General features: G+C 30.2%; 29 protein-coding genes. All 29 read left to right on the top strand.

All coding sequences use genetic code 4. The annotated features are described in order from the left end of the window. Positions 1-13 precede the first annotated feature (13 nt). The 29 genes from rplB (at position 14) to MCORR_RS00795 (ending at position 16565) form a co-directional block, all read left to right on the top strand. The gene (gene rplB / locus MCORR_RS00935; protein WP_104207746.1) at positions 14-859 is read left to right on the top strand and encodes a 50S ribosomal protein L2; all 846 of its coding nucleotides are present in this window, start codon (positions 14-16) and stop codon (positions 857-859) included. Positions 860-875: 16 nt separating this feature from the next. Further along, on the top strand, positions 876-1139 hold the full coding sequence (gene rpsS, locus MCORR_RS00930) for a 30S ribosomal protein S19 (protein ID WP_104206005.1): 264 nt from the start codon (positions 876-878) through the stop codon (positions 1137-1139). A 21-nt stretch (positions 1140-1160) separates the two neighbouring features. Continuing rightward, a complete protein-coding gene (gene rplV / locus MCORR_RS00925) occupies positions 1161-1499 on the top strand; it encodes a 50S ribosomal protein L22 (protein ID WP_104206006.1) in 339 nt (112 codons plus the stop codon). 18 nt (positions 1500-1517) lie between these two features. Further along, positions 1518-2228 carry a 30S ribosomal protein S3 gene (gene rpsC, locus MCORR_RS00920; RefSeq protein ID WP_104207745.1) on the top strand — a complete coding sequence of 237 codons (711 nt, stop codon included), beginning with the start codon at positions 1518-1520 and terminating at the stop codon, positions 2226-2228. Further along, positions 2228-2641 carry a 50S ribosomal protein L16 gene (gene rplP, locus MCORR_RS00915; RefSeq protein ID WP_104206008.1) on the top strand — a complete coding sequence of 138 codons (414 nt, stop codon included), beginning with the start codon at positions 2228-2230 and terminating at the stop codon, positions 2639-2641. The genes rpsC and rplP overlap by 1 nt, the downstream gene beginning before the upstream one ends. After that, the gene (gene rpmC / locus MCORR_RS00910; RefSeq protein ID WP_104207744.1) at positions 2641-3057 is read left to right on the top strand and encodes a 50S ribosomal protein L29; all 417 of its coding nucleotides are present in this window, start codon (positions 2641-2643) and stop codon (positions 3055-3057) included. Before rplP ends, rpmC begins: the two co-directional genes overlap by 1 nt. Beyond that, positions 3054-3314 carry a 30S ribosomal protein S17 gene (gene rpsQ, locus MCORR_RS00905; RefSeq protein WP_181021084.1) on the top strand — a complete coding sequence of 87 codons (261 nt, stop codon included), beginning with the start codon at positions 3054-3056 and terminating at the stop codon, positions 3312-3314. The genes rpmC and rpsQ overlap by 4 nt, the downstream gene beginning before the upstream one ends. Before the next feature lie 13 nt (positions 3315-3327). Continuing rightward, entirely contained in the window at positions 3328-3696 is a 369-nt protein-coding gene (gene rplN / locus MCORR_RS00900) for a 50S ribosomal protein L14 (protein ID WP_104206011.1), read from the top strand. 12 nt (positions 3697-3708) lie between these two features. Further along, positions 3709-4038 carry a 50S ribosomal protein L24 gene (rplX, locus tag MCORR_RS00895; protein ID WP_104206012.1) on the top strand — a complete coding sequence of 110 codons (330 nt, stop codon included), beginning with the start codon at positions 3709-3711 and terminating at the stop codon, positions 4036-4038. An 18-nt stretch (positions 4039-4056) separates the two neighbouring features. Next, positions 4057-4599, top strand: a complete 543-nt coding sequence (gene rplE, locus MCORR_RS00890; RefSeq protein WP_104207743.1) for a 50S ribosomal protein L5 — start codon at positions 4057-4059, stop codon at positions 4597-4599. 12 nt (positions 4600-4611) lie between these two features. Beyond that, positions 4612-4797, top strand: coding sequence for a type Z 30S ribosomal protein S14 (locus tag MCORR_RS00885; RefSeq protein ID WP_104206014.1), 186 nt, complete (start codon positions 4612-4614; stop codon positions 4795-4797). A gap of 29 nt (positions 4798-4826) precedes the next feature. Then, on the top strand, positions 4827-5216 hold the full coding sequence (gene rpsH / locus MCORR_RS00880) for a 30S ribosomal protein S8 (RefSeq protein WP_104207742.1): 390 nt from the start codon (positions 4827-4829) through the stop codon (positions 5214-5216). Between the two features lie 19 nt (positions 5217-5235). Next, positions 5236-5778 (top strand): 50S ribosomal protein L6, encoded by a 543-nt coding sequence (gene rplF, locus MCORR_RS00875; protein WP_104206016.1) that lies wholly within the window; start codon positions 5236-5238, stop codon positions 5776-5778. 24 nt (positions 5779-5802) lie between these two features. Then, on the top strand, positions 5803-6150 hold the full coding sequence (rplR, locus tag MCORR_RS00870; protein ID WP_104207741.1) for a 50S ribosomal protein L18: 348 nt from the start codon (positions 5803-5805) through the stop codon (positions 6148-6150). A gap of 17 nt (positions 6151-6167) precedes the next feature. Then, positions 6168-6860 (top strand): 30S ribosomal protein S5, encoded by a 693-nt coding sequence (gene rpsE / locus MCORR_RS00865; RefSeq protein WP_104207740.1) that lies wholly within the window; start codon positions 6168-6170, stop codon positions 6858-6860. Positions 6861-6875: 15 nt separating this feature from the next. Further along, positions 6876-7313 carry a 50S ribosomal protein L15 gene (rplO, locus tag MCORR_RS00860; RefSeq protein WP_104206019.1) on the top strand — a complete coding sequence of 146 codons (438 nt, stop codon included), beginning with the start codon at positions 6876-6878 and terminating at the stop codon, positions 7311-7313. Positions 7314-7315: 2 nt separating this feature from the next. After that, complete coding sequence (gene secY, locus MCORR_RS00855; protein ID WP_104207739.1) at positions 7316-8788, top strand: preprotein translocase subunit SecY; 1473 nt, start codon at positions 7316-7318, stop codon at positions 8786-8788. 44 nt (positions 8789-8832) lie between these two features. Beyond that, on the top strand, positions 8833-9237 hold the full coding sequence (gene cdd, locus MCORR_RS00850; protein ID WP_104207738.1) for a cytidine deaminase: 405 nt from the start codon (positions 8833-8835) through the stop codon (positions 9235-9237). A gap of 45 nt (positions 9238-9282) precedes the next feature. Beyond that, positions 9283-9921, top strand: coding sequence for an adenylate kinase family protein (locus tag MCORR_RS00845; protein WP_104207737.1), 639 nt, complete (start codon positions 9283-9285; stop codon positions 9919-9921). Further along, positions 9921-10688 carry a type I methionyl aminopeptidase gene (gene map, locus MCORR_RS00840; protein ID WP_104207736.1) on the top strand — a complete coding sequence of 256 codons (768 nt, stop codon included), beginning with the start codon at positions 9921-9923 and terminating at the stop codon, positions 10686-10688. Before MCORR_RS00845 ends, map begins: the two co-directional genes overlap by 1 nt. A gap of 2 nt (positions 10689-10690) precedes the next feature. Continuing rightward, positions 10691-10930, top strand: a complete 240-nt coding sequence (gene infA, locus MCORR_RS00835; RefSeq protein ID WP_104207735.1) for a translation initiation factor IF-1 — start codon at positions 10691-10693, stop codon at positions 10928-10930. 71 nt (positions 10931-11001) lie between these two features. Then, entirely contained in the window at positions 11002-11115 is a 114-nt protein-coding gene (gene rpmJ, locus MCORR_RS00830) for a 50S ribosomal protein L36 (RefSeq protein WP_011183044.1), read from the top strand. Between the two features lie 44 nt (positions 11116-11159). Next, a complete protein-coding gene (rpsM, locus tag MCORR_RS00825; RefSeq protein WP_104207734.1) occupies positions 11160-11525 on the top strand; it encodes a 30S ribosomal protein S13 in 366 nt (121 codons plus the stop codon). A 21-nt stretch (positions 11526-11546) separates the two neighbouring features. Next, positions 11547-11936, top strand: a complete 390-nt coding sequence (gene rpsK, locus MCORR_RS00820; RefSeq protein ID WP_104207733.1) for a 30S ribosomal protein S11 — start codon at positions 11547-11549, stop codon at positions 11934-11936. 25 nt (positions 11937-11961) lie between these two features. After that, positions 11962-12918 carry a DNA-directed RNA polymerase subunit alpha gene (locus MCORR_RS00815; RefSeq protein WP_104206027.1) on the top strand — a complete coding sequence of 319 codons (957 nt, stop codon included), beginning with the start codon at positions 11962-11964 and terminating at the stop codon, positions 12916-12918. 24 nt (positions 12919-12942) lie between these two features. After that, positions 12943-13302: a 50S ribosomal protein L17 gene (gene rplQ, locus MCORR_RS00810; protein ID WP_104206028.1), complete on the top strand. Its 360-nt coding sequence runs from the start codon at positions 12943-12945 to the stop codon at positions 13300-13302. An 82-nt stretch (positions 13303-13384) separates the two neighbouring features. Then, entirely contained in the window at positions 13385-14605 is a 1221-nt protein-coding gene (locus MCORR_RS00805; protein WP_104207732.1) for an energy-coupling factor transporter ATPase, read from the top strand. Then, positions 14599-15546, top strand: a complete 948-nt coding sequence (locus MCORR_RS00800; RefSeq protein WP_104207731.1) for an energy-coupling factor transporter ATPase — start codon at positions 14599-14601, stop codon at positions 15544-15546. The genes MCORR_RS00805 and MCORR_RS00800 overlap by 7 nt, the downstream gene beginning before the upstream one ends. 2 nt (positions 15547-15548) lie before the next feature. Next, entirely contained in the window at positions 15549-16565 is a 1017-nt protein-coding gene (locus tag MCORR_RS00795) for an energy-coupling factor transporter transmembrane component T family protein (protein WP_104207730.1), read from the top strand.

The raw sequence follows: 16565 nt of genomic DNA, 5'->3' as shown, positions 1-16565 counted from the left end.
AGGAAGGGATATTATGGCATTAAAAAAATATAAACCTACGACAAATGGTCGTAGAAATATGACAACTATTGATTATAAGGCTACTTTAACAACAAGTACACCTGAAAAATCATTGTTGGCTGCTAAAAGTTCTAAAGCCGGACGTAATAACCGTGGAGTTATAACAACACGTCACAAAGGTGGGGGGCATAAACAAAAATACAGAATTATTGATTTCAAACGTAACAAAAGAGAAATTATTGGAACTATTACTACAATTGAATATGATCCAAATAGAAATGCTTTTATTTGTTTAATTAATTATATAGATGGAGAAAAACGTTATATCTTATTTGCAAAAGGAATGAAAGTAGGAATGAATGTTGTTGCTTCTGAAAACGCAGATATTAAAGTTGGAAACGCTGCTCCATTAAAAAATATACCTGAAGGGACTTTGGTTCACAATGTTGAATTAAAACCTGGTAAAGGTGGACAAATGGCTAGAAGTGCTGGTACTTCAGTACAAATTCTTGGAAAAGATGATGATGGTAAATATGTAACTTTACGTTTAACATCAGGTGAAGTAAGAAAAGTTTTAGCTGATTGTTATGCAACAGTTGGAGAAGTTGGAAACGAAGAATACAATTTAGTTAACTGAGGTAAAGCTGGGCGTAACAGATGAAGAGGAATTCGCCCAACAGTTCGTGGTTCAGTTATGAACCCCAACGATCACCCACATGGGGGAGGGGAAGGACGTACTCCAATTGGACGTAAAAATCCTGTAACTCCATGAGGTAAAGCAGCACTTGGTGTTAAAACTCGTAATACTAAAAAATCAAGTGAGAAATTAATTGTAAGAAAGCGTAATGCTAAGAAATAGGGAAGGAGAATAGTATATGTCAAGATCATTAAAAAAAGGGCCTTTTGCAGATGAATATTTATTTAAAAAAGTTGCTGTTTCAAAAGAAAATGAAGTTATAAAAACTTGATCACGTAGATCAACTATTTTCCCTGATTTCATCGGTAAAACTTTCGGAGTTTACAATGGTAAAGAATTTATCCCTGTATATATAACTGAAGATATGGTTGGCCACAAATTAGGTGAATTTGCTCCAACAAGAAAATTCGGTGGTCACGGTGATGATAAAGGTAAAAAATAGGAAAGGGATAGGAATTAAAAAATGGAAGCAAAAGCTTATTTAAATATGATTCGTATCTCTCCTAGAAAAGCTAGATTAGTAGTAGATACAATCAGAACAAAACCAGTAGCACAAGCAATTGCTATGCTACACAATACTGATAAAAGAAGTGCTGAGCCAATTTTAAAATTATTAAATTCAGCAATTGCTAATGCAGTAAACAATAACGGAATGGATGCTGACAAATTATTTGTTAAAACTGTTTATGTTAATGAAGGTCCAACTCTAAAACGTTTTAGACCAAGAGCTCATGGTAGAGCTTATGAAATTTTAAAAAGAACATCACACATTACAATTATTGTAAGTGATGAAAGAAACTAGAAAGGGCGAGTAGAAGTTATGGGACAAAAAGTATCACCTAATGTTTTACGTTTAGGAATCGTTAGAGAATGAGAAGACACATGATATGCAGAAAAAGATCAATATGTTAAATGATTGAATCAAGATATAGCAATTCGTGAAACTGTAGTTAAGTTATTAAAAGATGCTGCAGTTGCAAAAGTTAAAATCGAAAGAATTGCCTCAACAATTATTTTGGTTATATCATCAGCTCGTCCAGCAATAGTGTTAGGGCAAGAAGGAAAAAACATTGAGAGTATTGTTTTAGCTGTTAAAAAAGCTATTAAAGATAGAAAAGTTAAAGTTGAAGTTAAAGTTGTTGAAATTAAAAACCCTGATACTGACGCTACACTAGTTGCAAGATGAATTGGTGAACAAATTACAAATCGTGCTTCTTTTAGAACAGTGCAAAAAGCTGCAATAAGAAGAGCATTAAAAGCAGGAGTTAAAGGAATTAAAACTTCTGTTAGTGGACGTCTAGGTGGAGTTGAAATGGCTCGTACTGAAGGTTATATAGAAGGTTCAGTTCCTTTGTCAACTCTAAGAGCTGATATTGATTATGCTTTATATGAAGCACCAACTACATATGGACAAATTGGAGTTAAAGTTTGAATTAACCATGGTGAAGTTATTGGAGGTCAAAGACCAACATATGCTAACGAGTTTAGAAAAGACTTTAATAGAAGACCTAATAAAGGGGGAAGAAAATAATGTTGTTACCAAAAAGAACAAAATATCGTAAACCCCACAAAGTTAGTTTTAAAGGAAAAGCAAAAGGTGCTAAAACAATTGATTTTGGTGATTATGGATTAATGTCTCTTGATGGAGCTTGAATTGATAACCGTCAAATTGAAGCAGCTCGTATTGCTATGACTCGTTTTATGAAACGTGATGGTAAAGTTTGAATGAGAATTTTTCCACACATTTCAATGTCAAAAAAGCCAGCTGAAGTTAGAATGGGATCTGGAAAAGGAAACCCTGAAAAGTGAGTAGCTGTTGTAAAAGAAGGAACTATTATGTTCGAAATTGCTGGAGTAAACGAAGAAACCGCAAGAGAAGCTTTGCGTTTAGCAATGCATAAACTTCCAGTTCGTTGCAAATTCGTTAAGAGAGGTGAAGAGTAATGGCTAATAAATTAATGGACGAAACAAGAGCATTATCAACAAGTGAATTACTTGAAAAAAATGAAGCTAAAAAAGCTGAGTTATTCGCTCTTAAATTTCAAGCTGCTGTTGGTAGCTTAGAACAAACTCACCAAATTAAAATTATCAAAAAAGAAATTGCAAGAATTCAATTAGTATTATCTGAAAAAGCAAAAGCTGGAGAAAATGTTAATACAAAAGTGAAAACTGATTACAGTAAAGCTGTTCAAGAAGCAGAAAAATCTGGAAAAGAAGTTAGAGCTAAACAACGTAAAATGATTGAAGAATTACAAGCACAATATGAAGGTGGAGTAAATGGTGACGAAGACGCTATTGCTGCTGCAATGAATAGTGCTGAAGAAGAACAAAGAAACTCGCCTGAAGGAGAAACAAAATAATGGAAAGAAATAGTAGAAAAATACTAGTTGGTAAAGTTGTATCTGACAAGATGGAAAAAACAATTACTGTACTAGTTGAAACTTACAAAAACCACCCAATTTATAAAAAACGTGTTAAATATTCTAAAAAATATAAAGCTCATGATGAACAACAAATTGCTGCAATAGGTGATAAAGTTCAAATTATGGAAACACGTCCTCTTTCAAAAACAAAAAACTTTAGATTAGTTAAAATTGTAGAAAAAGCAGTTTTATAGAAGGTACACAGAAATGATTCAAACATTATCAAAATTAAAAGTAGCTGACAATTCGGGTGCTAAAGAAGTCCGTGTTATTCGTAATCTAGGTGGATCTGTTAGAAAGTTTACAGGTATTGGAGACATTATAGTTTGTTCAATTCAATCAGCAGCACCTGGCGGGGCTGTTAAAAAAGGTCAAGTTGTTAAAGCAGTTATCGTAAGAACTAAAAGAGAATTAAGAAGAGATGATGGAACTTACATTAGATTTTCTGAAAATGCTGTAGTTATTATTAAAGATGACAAATCACCACGTGGAACTCGTATTTTCGGTCCAATTGCACGTGAAATAAAAGAAGCTGGTTTTGTTAAAATTGCATCACTAGCTCCAGAAGTATTATAGGGGGAACTAGAAATGAACAAATCAAAAATCTTAGTTGGTGACGTAGTTAAAGTTATTGCTGGTTCTCACAAAGGTGAAATCGGACCAGTCACAAGTATATCAAAAGACAAAAGGACAGTTTCTGTTCAAGGAATTGATGTTGTTAAACATGTTAAACCTTCACAAACTGATCAAGAAGGTGGGATTAAACAAATTCCTGCTAACATCAATATATCAAACATCGCATTACAAGATCCGAAAAATAAAGAAAGAATATCAAAAATCGGTTATAAAATTGAAAATGGTAAAAAAATTAGATTAGCTAAAGCTTCTAAATCACCTTTAAAAAAAGCCGGAAAATAAGAAAGGAATAGATTTAATATGAAATCAAGATTAGAAACTAAATATAAAGATCAAATTATTCCTGAATTATTTAAGGAATTAGAATACAGATCAATTATGCAAGTCCCAAAAATTACTAAAATAGTAATTAATATGGGAGTAGGGGATGCGACAACAGATCCTAAAAAATTAGATGCAGCAGTTATTGAATTGCAACAATTAGCTGGTCAAAAACCTTTAATTACAAAAGCTAAAAAATCATTAGCTGTATTTAAATTAAGAGAAGGAATGCCAATTGGTACAAAAGTAACTTTAAGAGGTAAAAAGATGTATGACTTTTTAGACCGTTTAACTTCAGTTGCTTTGCCACGTGTGCGTGACTTCAGAGGAGTTCCAAAAACTTCATTTGATGGATTTGGAAATTATACTTTAGGAATTAAAGAACAAATCATATTCCCAGAAATAGATTATGATAAAGTTGCTAAACTTCGTGGTATGGATATAACAATTGTAACTAGTGCTAATACAAATGAGGAAGCTTTCAAATTATTAGAAAAATTTGGAATGCCTTTCGCGAAATAGGGAGATCGAATTATGGCAAAAAAATCATTAAAAGTTAAACAAGCCAAACATCAAAAGTTTGGTGTAAGAAATTATACAAGATGTCAAAAATGTGGTAGGCCGCATGCTGTGCTAAAAAAATTCGGAATTTGTCGTTTATGCTTTAGAAAATATGCGTATGAAGGGCAAATCCCTGGAGTTAGAAAAGCTTCATGATAATAGGAATAGAAAGATAAAAGGATAAAAATATGACAACAGATGTAATTGCAGATATGTTAACCAGAATCCGTAACGCAAATCAAAGAATGTTAAAAACAGTTTTAGTGCCTTCATCAAAAATGAAAGTAGAAATTGCTAAAATTCTTAAAGATGAAGGATTCATCGCTGACTTCACTGTTGAAGGTGAAGTCAAAAAAACTATTACTATTGAATTAAAATATCATGGAAAGCAAAGAGTTATATCAGGACTTAAAAAAATCTCTAAACCAGGATTAAGAGTATATGCACCAGCAAACGAAATCCCTCAAGTATTAAACGGATTAGGAATATCAATAGTTTCAACATCACAAGGAATCATGACAGGTAAGAAAGCACGACTATCAAATTTTGGTGGAGAAGTGTTAGCTTTTGTCTGATAATAGAAGGGAAGATTAGAATATGTCACGTATAGGAAACAGAGTTTTAGCAATCCCTGCAGGAGTTGAAATAAATATTGATGAAAAAAACACAGTTACAATCAAAGGTTCAAAAGGAACTTTAATTCAAACATTTTCACCTTTAATTTCAATTGGAGTTGAAGGAACAGAATTAACAACTAAAAGAGAAAATGAATTAAAACATACAAAACAACTTCACGGAACAACCAATTCTTTATTACAAGGAATGTTAGTTGGAGTACATGAAGGATTTAAAAAAATATTAGATATTAATGGGGTTGGTTATAGAGCGGCATTGAATGGTGCTAAATTAAACCTGTCATTAGGTTATTCTCATCCAGTAGAATATGATATTCCTGAAGGCATAACAATTGAAGTGCCTAAGGTTACACAAATTATTGTTACAGGAATTGATAAACAAAAAGTTGGTCAAGTTGCAGCAGAAATTAGAGCATATAGAAAACCTGAACCTTATAAAGGAAAAGGTATTAAATACTCTGATGAAATTATTATTAGAAAAGAAGGGAAAGCAGCTGGTAAGTAGTATCACGCTTAAGGTTATTAAATTATGAAGTACACTAAACAAGAAGCCAGAAAAAGAAGACACTTTCGTGTTAGAAGTAAAGTAATTGGTACAGCTGAAAGACCTAGATTAAATGTATTTAAATCTAACACTAATTTCTATGCACAAATTATTGATGATATAACAGGAAATACTTTAGTTTCAGCATCATCATTAAAACTTGGTTTAAAAGCTGGTAATGTAGAAGCTGCAAAAAAAGTTGGGGCTGAAATTGCAAAACTAGCAGTTAATAAAAAAATTATTGATGTTGTATTTGATCGTGGTGGATATTTATATCATGGTAAAGTTAAAGCTTTTGCAGAAACTGCAAGAGAAAATGGATTGAAATTTTAGGAAGGGTGAATGAGATTATGATAGAAAATAAATTAGACACACCAGTTGAGGAAACTACAATTACTACTGAAGCTGTATCAGCGCCAATAGTTGCTACATCAAATGATCAAACTCAACCTGAAAGAAGAAAGTTTGATAGAAAACCAAATAATAGCCGTGGTAATGGGCCAAGACAGTTTCAAAAACAAGATGATTTTGAAGAAAAAGTTGTAACAATTAGACGTGTTACAAAAGTTACAAAAGGTGGACGTCACTTTAGATTTGCAGCAGTTGTTGTTGTTGGCGATAAAAAAGGGCGTGTTGGTTTAGGAACAGGAAAAGCAAACGAAGTTCCTGAAGCAATTAAAAAAGCAATTAAAGAAGCTAGAAAAAATGTTATTAGAGTACCTTTAAGAGGAACCACTGTACCTCATGAAGTACTTGGTAAATTTGGAGCAGGTCAAGTATTAATTAAACCTGCAAAACCAGGAACTGGAATTATTGCTGGTGGACCAGCACGTGCTGTTATTGAATTGGCTGGTATTGCTGATGTTTATGCTAAATCATTAGGTAGAAATAATCCTATTAATATGATTAGAGCTACACTTGATGGTTTAACATCAATGCATACTGGTAAAAAAGTAAATGATTTAAGATTCGCTAAACCAGTTATTAAAAAAGAAGCAACATCAGTTATTGCTGAAACAAATAAACAAGTAGAAGCTGAATAGGAAGGAAACCATACAATGAAATTACATGAATTAAAATATACTGAAGGTAGTCATAAAGATGCTACTAGAGTAGGTAGAGGTATGGCTTCTGGAAAAGGGAAAACTTCTACAAGAGGTCACAAAGGTCAAAATTCTCGTTCAGGTGGGGGTGTTAGACCCGGATTTGAAGGGGGTCAAACTCCTTTATACAGAAGATTACCAAAAATTGGTTTTACTTCAATTAATCAAAAACAATATATCATATTAACTCTTTCTGATTTAGAAAATTTAAACTTAAGTAATATTGATCATAAAACTTTAATAGAAGCAAAAGTTATTAAAAACGAAAAACAATTAGTTAAAGTTTTAAATAATGGAACATTAACTAAAAAAGTTAATGTAAAATTAAATAAAATATCAAAACAAGCTCAAGTTATAATTGAACAACTTGGAGGAAAAGTAGAGGTGATTTAATAATGGCACTAAAAAAAACTGAGAAAACAAAATATTCAAAGTTAGCCAAAAAATCACTTAATAAAAGCGATTTTGCTAATAAGAGTTTCTTTATTAAAAATAAAGATCTTATTAAAAGAATCGTTTTTACTTTAATCTTATTAATAATTATTAGGATTGGTGTTTATATAACTGTTCCAGGAATTAAATTAACAAGTGATTTTCAAAGCTCAATTGATAATTCACAGTTCTTTCAATTGCTATCAACTTTAGGTGGTGGTACCATTGGAAGATTCTCAATACTAGCTTTAGGGGTTTCTCCTTATATTACTGCTTCTATTATTGTTCAATTATTATCAACAGATGTAATACCTATTTTAACTAGATGAAATAAGTCTGGTGAGCGAGGTAGAAAAAAATTAGATAAATTAACTAAAGTATTAATGATTCCTTTTGCTTTAATGCAAGGTGTTGCAACTATATTTACTTTACAACAACAAGGAGTAATTGAACCTGGCTGAGTTTCAACAAAAGTTTTAGCCAGTCCTGCTTTTTATTATATATTAGTGCCGCTAGTTATGTTAGCTGGTTCATACTTCATGTTATGAATAGCAGATCAGATAACTATTAAAGGCGTTGGTAATGGAATTTCTATTGTTATTTTTATAGGTATCATTACTCAAATGCCAGTAAATATAATTCAAACTTGAACATGGTGAATTCCAAACAAGGGAGAAAGTATAAATATTTTATTTAGTGGAATTATATTTTTTACTATTTATATGGGTATTTTTTTAATTGTTATATTTTCTGTAGTTTTAATGAATGAAGCTGAAAGAAAAATACCTATTCAACAAACTGGTAGTGGATTAGTAGATGCTAAAGACCATACTCCTTATTTACCATTGAAGTTAAATAATGCTGGAGTTATTCCGGTTATATTTGCTTCTGCAATTATTTCAACACCAATTACAATTGCTCAAATTTTAGATCCAACCGCAGCATCATCATTAGCAACAAGTGGGATTTACTCTTCAAATGGCTTCGTTAAGTTTACTCAAATGTATTTATCTTTTAGTAAATGATGAGGAATAGGGATTTTTTCAATTATGGTTATACTATTCACATTTTTATATGCACAAGTTCAAATAAATCCAGAAAAAATAAGCGAAAATTTTCAAAAATCAGGGACATTTATTCCTGGAATTAAACCAGGAATAGACACAACCAATTTTTTACAAGCAACAATAAATAGACTTTCTTTATTTGGTTCAATTTTTTTAGCAGCAATAGCGGCATTACCATATGTTATATCTAAGTTAATAGATTTACCAAGTAATTTAGCAATTGGTGGGACTGGACTAATTATTTGTATTTCTGTTGCGATACAAACAACACAACAAATACAAGGCCGTATACAACAACACAAGTTTATCGAATCTAAAAAACAAAAGTTTACAGATGAAAATCAAAATTCATCAACTCATATATGATAATTAAAGCAAAAACTTTTTTGTTTTATAAAATTTAAAAGGACGTTATGAAAAAAGAAGAATTGTTTGAAAAGTTATTAAAATTAAAAAACAATGCATACTCTCCATATTCTAATTTTAAAGTTGCTTGTATAATTAGATTAAAAAATCAAGATGTTGTTAAAGGTGTAAATATTGAATCTGCTTCATATTCACCAACTATTTGTGCAGAAAGAGCAGCAATATCTCAACTTTACGCTTTGGGGTGAAATGAAAAGGATATTGAAGAGTTTTCGCTATATACAGATAGTGAAAATTTAGGCACACCATGTGGAGTTTGTAGACAAGTAATGAGCGAATTATTAAATCCACTACAAGAAATTGTGATTTTTAATAAGCACGGTTATATTAAAACCATTATTAATCAAGAGTTGTTACCATATGCTTTTTCATCTAATGACTTGAAAAGCTAAAAAGCATTTTGTTATAATGACATAGTTAAAATAAGGAGAATCAAAATGAATATAATGTTGTTGGGTGCACCTGGTTGTGGTAAAGGAACTTTAGCTGAAAAATTAATTAATAAAAAAGGTTTTACACAGTTGTCAACTGGTGATTTGATGCGCAAAGAAATTTCTAAAAAATCTGTTTTGGGAATTCAATGTATTAAATACATAAATGCAGGCAAACTAGTACCAGATGAAGTGACAAATGGTATTGTTAAAGAATTTTTAAAAGAAAAACACAATGGATTAATTTTTGACGGATATCCAAGAACTTTAAATCAAGCAAAAGCTTTGGAAGAAATTTTAAAAGAATTAGGATCAAGCATTTCAAAAATTATTTATATTGATGTTGCTAAAGAAGTTTTGTTATCTAGAATAAGTGGAAGATTAATTTGCCCAACTTGTAAAATTAGTTATCATACAATTAACAGAAAACCTAAAATTAAATGAATTTGCGATAAAGATCAAACAGAATTAATAAGAAGAGTAGATGATGAACCAAATAAAGTTGAAGTTAGATTAAAAGCATATGCAAAACAAACAGCACCATTAATAAAATATTTTTCTACAAATTCTGGATTTTTAAAAATTGTGGATTCAGGTACTTTGACACCAGAAGAAACATATAAAAAAGTTATGGAAACATTTTAATGGCCGTTAGTATTAAATCAAATGCTGAAATTCAAAAAATGCGAATAGCATCAAGTGTTTTATCAGATGCTATTAGCATGCTAAAAAAAATGATAGTACCAGGTGTTAATTGCTTAGATTTAGATGAACAATTTTATAAATTTATAAAAGCAAAAGGATGTGAATCTAATTTTAAAAATTACCATGGTTTTCCAAAAACTATTTGTATTTCAATCAATGAACAATTAGTACATGGTATACCTGAAGACAGAATTTTGCAAGATGGTGATATTGTTTCTGTTGATACTGGATGTATTTTTCAAGGTTATCATGCTGATAGTGCTTTTACTATGATTTGCGGTATTGCAAAAAATGAAAAACATGATATACTTATTAAAGTCACTGAGGAGTGTTTGGAATTAGCAATTAAAGAGGTTAAACCAGGAACTCGTATAGGAACTATAGGTTACATAATTCAAAGTCATGCTGAAAAACATGGATTTGGTGTTCCTAGAGATTATACAGGACACGGTATTGGAACTCAGATGCATGAAGACCCACATATACCTAATTATGGTATTTATGATACTGGAATGCGTTTAAAAGCTGGAATGGTTATTTGTATTGAACCTATGATTCAAATTGGAACATACAAAACTAAATTAGCTTCTGATAACTGAACTGTCTTGTCAGCTGATAAAAGCATGGCTGCTCACTTTGAACACACAATTCTAGTAACAGATAGCGGTTATGAAGTATTAACCAAATCAAAAGTAAAGGAGTTGTAGTAATGGCAAAAGAAGCAGAAATGGAATTTGAGGGAACAGTTGTTGAAGTGTTAGCAAACGCGCAATTCAAAGTTAAACTGGAAAACGACATAGTTATTGATGCACACGTGTCAGGTAAAATCCGAATGCACCACATTCGCATCTTACCTGGAGATAAAGTAACAGTCGTGATATCACCTTATGATATGACACGTGGGAGAATTACTTACAGAAGAATTCAAAAAAAACCTGAGAGTAATTAAAAAATAAACAAAATAAATTAAATCAGCTAAAAGCTGATTTAAACTATTTTAAAAGAAATACGGAGGTTGTGATGAAAGTTAGATCATCAGTCAAAAAAATTTGCGACAAATGTCGTGTTATTAGACGTAAAGGCCGTGTAATGATTATTTGTGCACAACCAAAGCACAAACAAAGACAAGGTTAATTTGAAAAGTCTAAATTAAAAAATAAAAGAAGGGAATTTAAAAAATGGCTCGTATTAGTGGAGTAGAAATACCAAACGAAAAAAGAGTTGTAATCTCACTAACATATATTTATGGTGTGGGACTATCAACTTCACAAACTATTTTAGCTAAGTTAAATATAAGTGAAGATCTTCGTACAAAAGATTTAACTGAAGAACAAATTAAATTAATATCTGCTGAGGTTTTGAAATTCAAAGTTGAAGGAGAACTTCGCAGAGAAGTTTCATTAAACATTAAACGTTTAATGGAAATTGGATGTTATAGAGGATTAAGACATCGTAAAGGACTACCTGTAAGAGGTCAATCATCAAAAACAAATGCAAGAACAGTTAAAGGTCCAAGAAAAACTGTAGCTAACAAGAAAAAATAGAAAGTAGAGGAATTTTAAAAAATGGCTAAACCAAAAACAAATACAAAAAAACGTATTAAAAAAAATATACCAAAGGGTATTGCACACATTCACTCTACTTTTAACAATACAATTGTTACTATTAGTGATGAACAAGGGAATGTTCTTTCATGATCAAGTGCTGGAGCTATCGGGTTTAAGGGTTCTAAAAAATCTACACCGTATGCCGCTCAATTAATTTCAGAAGCTGCTGCAAAAGGAGCTATTGATCAAGGTATTAAATCTGTTCAAGTTGAAGTTAAAGGACCAGGACCAGGACGTGATGCTGCTGTTAGAGCATTATCAATAGCAGGTATTGAAGTAACTTCAATTAAAGACTGCACTCCCGTTCCACATAATGGAGTGCGTCCAAGAAAACGCCCAAGAAAATAATAAAAGAAAATAGGAGTTATAGCGAATGAAACAATTTAATAAACCAGAATTCGGAATCATACAAGAATCACCAAGTAAATTTTACGGAAAGTTTTCAGCTTCACCTCTTGAAAGAGGTTTTGCCATTACTTTAGGTAATGTTTTAAGAAGAACTTTATTATCATCAACACCAGGTGCAGCAGTTTATGCAATTAAAATTGCTGGAGCTCAACATGAATTCATTTCGATTCCTGGTATTGAAGAAAATGTATCTCGTATAGTTTTAAATGTTAAAAAAATAGTGTTATCAATAAATTCAAAAATGTATAAAGATGATGAACATATTGAAATAAAGATTTCATCAACAACAGTTGGGCCTATTAAAGCTAAAGATTTAGTTTTACCAGCAGGAGTAGAAATTTTAAATAAAGATTTAGTCATTGCAAATATTGCTGAAGGTGGAAGTCTTGACTTAGTTTTATATGCTAAAAACTCAAGAGGGTATAGAACTTTTAAAGAAAACAAAGATAACAAAAACATTGAACCTGGAATGATTACTATAGATTCAAATTACTCACCAATTATAAGAGTTGCATATAACTCAGAAATAATTAACTTGGGTAAAGCTCAAGATTCTGAAAAATTGATTTTAGAAGTTGAAACTGACGGTTCAATTCTTGCATCTGATGCAGTTGCTCTAGCTTCAAAAATACTTATTTCGCATTTAGAAACTTTTACAGAAATTATTGATAAATCAATTGATGATGTAGTGGTTATGGGTGAGGATGCTGTTGAAGAAAAAGAACTAGACAAACCAGTTGAAGAATTAGAATTCACTCAAAGAAGCTTAAATTGTTTAAAAAGAGCAAACATTGATACTTTAAGAGAACTAGTTTCTAAAACAGAAGATGAAATAAAAGAAATCCCAAACTTAGGAAGCAAATCTTTATTAGAGATCAAACAAAAAATTGCTTCTTTAGAATTAGAATTCAAAAAAAACTAATAAAAATTAAAAAGGAGAAAAGCAATGTCATATATTCAAAAACGTGGTAAGAACACAGCTTGAAGAACAGCTTTAATGAGAAATTTAACAACTGAACTTATTATTTCAGAACGTTTAGAAATTACTGAAACTAGAGCTAAAGAATTAAGAAAACATTTTGATAAAATGGTAACTTTAGCCAAACGTGGTGATTTACATGCACGTAGACAAGCTGCAAGCTGATTAAGAAATATAGAAGCTTCTTCAAAAGAAGATGTTCTTCAAAAATTATTTACAATTACTGCAAAAAGATTTAAAGATAGAGATGGTGGTTACACACGTATCTTAAAATTAGATAATCGTAAAGGTGATAATGCACCAATGGTTATTATTGAACTAGTTTAATATTTGAAAATTATGAGACATTTGTCTTATTTTTTTTGAATTTTAATTTATAATTATTATAATTAACAAGTGGAGGAATAATATGCCTGAATCATTAAAAAAATTCCAAAGTACTAAATTATCTGAAAAAGATATTAACGATTTTAAAAAAGAATTACATAATGCTTATTTAGAATTTTTAAAAGCTAATAACGAGTTTTATAAAATAAATCAAAAGTATAAACAAAAACAAGTAAGCAAAAAAGAAGTTGCTAAAGTAGTCGAAATTAAAAAACAAAAAGGCAAAGCATTTAAATTAATTTTAAAAGAAAAAAAATTTAAAGAAAATTTGAAATTTATTTCTAAAGTAAACAAAAACCTATCAACAAAAAACTCAAGTATAGTTTTTGAAAAGTCTAAAGAAGAATTAATAGAAGCAAAAAAAATTTATAAGGAGTTTTTAGCTTCAGTTAAAGAAATGGGTCGCGGTGCTGAGTTAGATCAGTTAAATGATATAGCGATTAAAGCAGAAAATATAAAGTTTAAATATAATTTTGATTTGCCTTATGTTTTAAATGATGTTAGCTTTGAAATTAAAAAAGGCGAGTATGTAACAGTTATTGGTCATAATGGTTCAGGTAAATCAACACTTTCAAAATTATTAATAGGTGCGCTTCAACCAGAATCTGGTCATTTATCTTTGTTTGGCAATTATGTTACTATTGATACTTTAGATCAAGCAAGAAGATTTTTAGGAATTGTTTTTCAAAATCCCGATAATCAGTTTATTGGTTCAAGTGTTGAAGCTGATATTGCTTTTGGCTTAGAAAATAAACGTGTTGAACCTAAGCTTATGCATGATCAAATTTATCAAGCAGCTAAAAAAGTTGGGATGGAAAATTTCTTAGATAAAGAACCCCTAATGTTATCTGGTGGTCAAAAACAACGAGTTGCTATTGCTAGTGTACTTGCTTTAAGTCCTGAAATATTAATTTTTGATGAAGCAACAAGTATGTTGGACCCAAAAGGTAATAGAGAAGTAAAAGAAATTATGGTTGATCTTAGAGATAATATGGGCAAAACAGTTATTTCAATTACTCATGATATGGATGAGATTTTAAATGCAGACAAAGTAATTGTCATGAATAAAGGACAAATGGTTAAATTTGGAACCCCAGAAGAAGTTTTAAAAGAAAAAGAATTTTTAAGATCTATTAAATTGGATGTGCCATTTTTATCTTTAGTTGAAGAAGCTTTAGAAAAAGAAGGTATTAAAATTAAACACAGTAATACAATGGATGAGTTGGTGAGTCAGATATGTTAACAACTAAAAAAGAAATTAAGCAAAATTTAAAAGAATGAAAAAAAATAGAAAAAGAAACAAAAGAGTTTGATTTTACTGGTGATATTATTTTAAATAATGTGAGCTACACATATTCAAAAAAAACCCCTTTTGAGTTTAAGGCTTTAGATTTTGCTACTGTAACAATTAAAGACCATAAAATCACATGTGTGATAGGAACTACTGGTTCTGGAAAATCTACTATAATTCAATTAACCAATGGACTATTATTAACTGAAACTGGTGAGACTATTATTGGAAATTATAAAATACCTGCAGGAACTAGAAAAATTAAAGATGTTAAAAGATTAAGAAAAGAAGTCGGGTTGGTTTTTCAGTTTCCTGAGTACCAATTATTTCAAGATACAATTGAAAAAGATATAGCATTTGGACCAATTCATTTAGGAGAAAATAAAGCAGATGCTTTGAAAAAAGTTCCTGGTTTATTAGAATTAGTACAATTACCGGTTGATTATATTTCAAGGTCTCCGTTTGAATTATCTGGTGGGCAAAAAAGAAGAGTAGCTATTGCAGGTATTATTGCAATGGATGGCAAAACTTTAGTTTTAGACGAACCAACTGGAGGATTAGATCCAAAAGGTGAAGAAGATTTTTTAAACTTATTTATACATTTAAATAAAGAACAAAACAAAAGAATCATTATGGTTACTCATAACATGGATCATGTATTAAAATCAGCTGATGAAGTTATTGTTATGCATGAAGGTAAAGTTATTGAAGTTGGTTCGCCGTTTGAAATTTTTTCTAATCAGCAATTGTTGACAAGTATACAAATTGAGCCTCCTAAAGTTTATAAGCTTTTATATAGTTTAAAAGCAAAAGGAATTGATCTTTTAGATAAAAAAATAAGAACTATAGAAGAGTTTGCAAAAGAATTTAAAAATTACAAGAAAGGAAAATAAATATGAGAGTTACATTTGGTAGATATCAACCTAGAAATTCTTTAATTCATGCAATGGATGGAAGATTTAAGATGATTATTATTATTTTATTAATGATTACAATATTTTTACCAATAGGTTTATCAGGATACATTATATGTGGAGCATTTATACTTGGTATGTTTGCTTTGTCTAAATTAAATTTTAGAATGCTTTTAGGTTTATTTCCACCAGTGTTATTTGTTTTTGTAATTATTTTATTTATGAACTCTCTTATATCTCACCCTGAAAGTAGTGATGAACTACTTAAAGCATTAGATAAAATAGACAAAAATAAAAATTTAGTTTTTACTAATCACGGTTGGTATTCTGTTGGTAGATTATTTGTATCTCCTAAAGAATGAGAAAGTTTAGGTTTTGTTTCAAAAGATTATTATGTCTTGGGTTCATTTTTTAAAGTAGGTGGATTTTGATTTAGTGAAAAATCTTTTTATATGGCAACAATGATGGGTTTAAGAATTTATTTTATGATTACTTTAACTTGTATTCTAACTGGTACAACATCACCTCTTCAATTAACATTGGCAATTGAAGACATATTAACACCTTTAAAATTTATAGGAATACCTATTTATATAATATCTATGATTATTTCAATAGCTTTACGTATGATTCCAACCTTGATTGATGAAGCAGGAAGAATTATGAAAGCTCAAGCAAGTAGAGGAATTGATGTTAAAAACGGTAAATTAAAAGATAAAGCAAAAGGAATGGCTTCTTTAATTATTCCTTTATTGGTTTCATCATTTCAAAAAGCTGAAGACTTAGCATATGCAATGGAGTCTAGAGGTTATAATCCATATGCTAAAAGAACAAGATATATTCAATTTAAATTTCATGTATTTGATTTATTATTATTAATATTTTCTGTAGCATTTTTAATATTTATGATTTTAGTTGCATTTCAAATACTACCAATCAGTATTAAAATTCCGGCTTTAGGTTCAATAGATAAAATAATAACAGGAAATGTTAAATAG

This window comes from Mesoplasma corruscae, assembly GCF_002930145.1.
Taxonomy (GTDB): domain Bacteria; phylum Bacillota_I; class Bacilli_A; order Mycoplasmatales; family Mycoplasmataceae; genus Entomoplasma; species Entomoplasma ellychniae.
This window is presented reverse-complemented; position numbering and strand designations above follow the sequence as displayed.